Origin of the sequence: Streptomyces griseoruber (assembly GCF_001514205.1) — a bacterium.
GTDB classification, from domain to species: Bacteria; Actinomycetota; Actinomycetes; order Streptomycetales; family Streptomycetaceae; genus Streptomyces; species Streptomyces griseoruber.
Genome location: NZ_KQ948842.1, coordinates 1 through 640, shown reverse-complemented (window position 1 = coordinate 640; position 640 = coordinate 1). Strand labels below are relative to the sequence as shown.

General features: G+C 73.8%; 1 protein-coding gene. It reads left to right on the top strand.

What is annotated here, in order from left to right; genetic code table 11:
- Nucleotides 1-640: acyltransferase domain-containing protein (locus tag AQJ64_RS44895; protein WP_159060385.1), on the top strand; the 640-nt coding region annotated here is incomplete at both ends.

Below are 640 nucleotides of genomic sequence, written 5' to 3'. Positions count from 1 at the left end.
GCTGGCGGGGCACTCCATCGGTGAGATCGCGGCCGCGCACGTCGCGGGGGTGTGGTCGCTGGCGGACGCGTGCCGTCTGGTGGTGGCGCGGGGCCGGCTGATGCAGGCGCTGCCGTCCGGGGGTGCGATGGTGGCGCTCCAGGCCACGGAGGAGGAGGTCCTGCCGTTCCTCGGTGAGGAGGTGGGCCTCGCGGCGGTCAACGGGCCGCGGGCGGTGGTGGTGGCGGGTGCGTCGGAGGCCGTCGAGGAGATCGCGGACCACTTCCGTGCCGAGGGGCGCAAGGTCACGGCGCTGCGGGTGAGTCATGCGTTCCACTCGCCGTTGATGGAGCCGATGCTCGCGGACTTCCGCAAGGTCGCGGAGGGTCTGGTGTACGAGCGGCCGAGGCTGCCCCTGGTCTCGACGGTGACCGGCGAGGCGGCCACGGCCGATGAGCTGATGTCGGCGGACTACTGGGTCAGCCATGTGCGTCGGCCGGTGCGTTTCGCCGATGCCGTGCGTGCCCTCGCGGGGCAGGGTGTCGGCCGCTGGGCCGAACTCGGTCCGGACGGCACCCTCACCGCCCTCGCGCAGGCGTCCCTCGACGACACCGGGTCCACGGTGCTCGTGCCCGTGCTGCGCAAGGACCGGCCCGAGGCC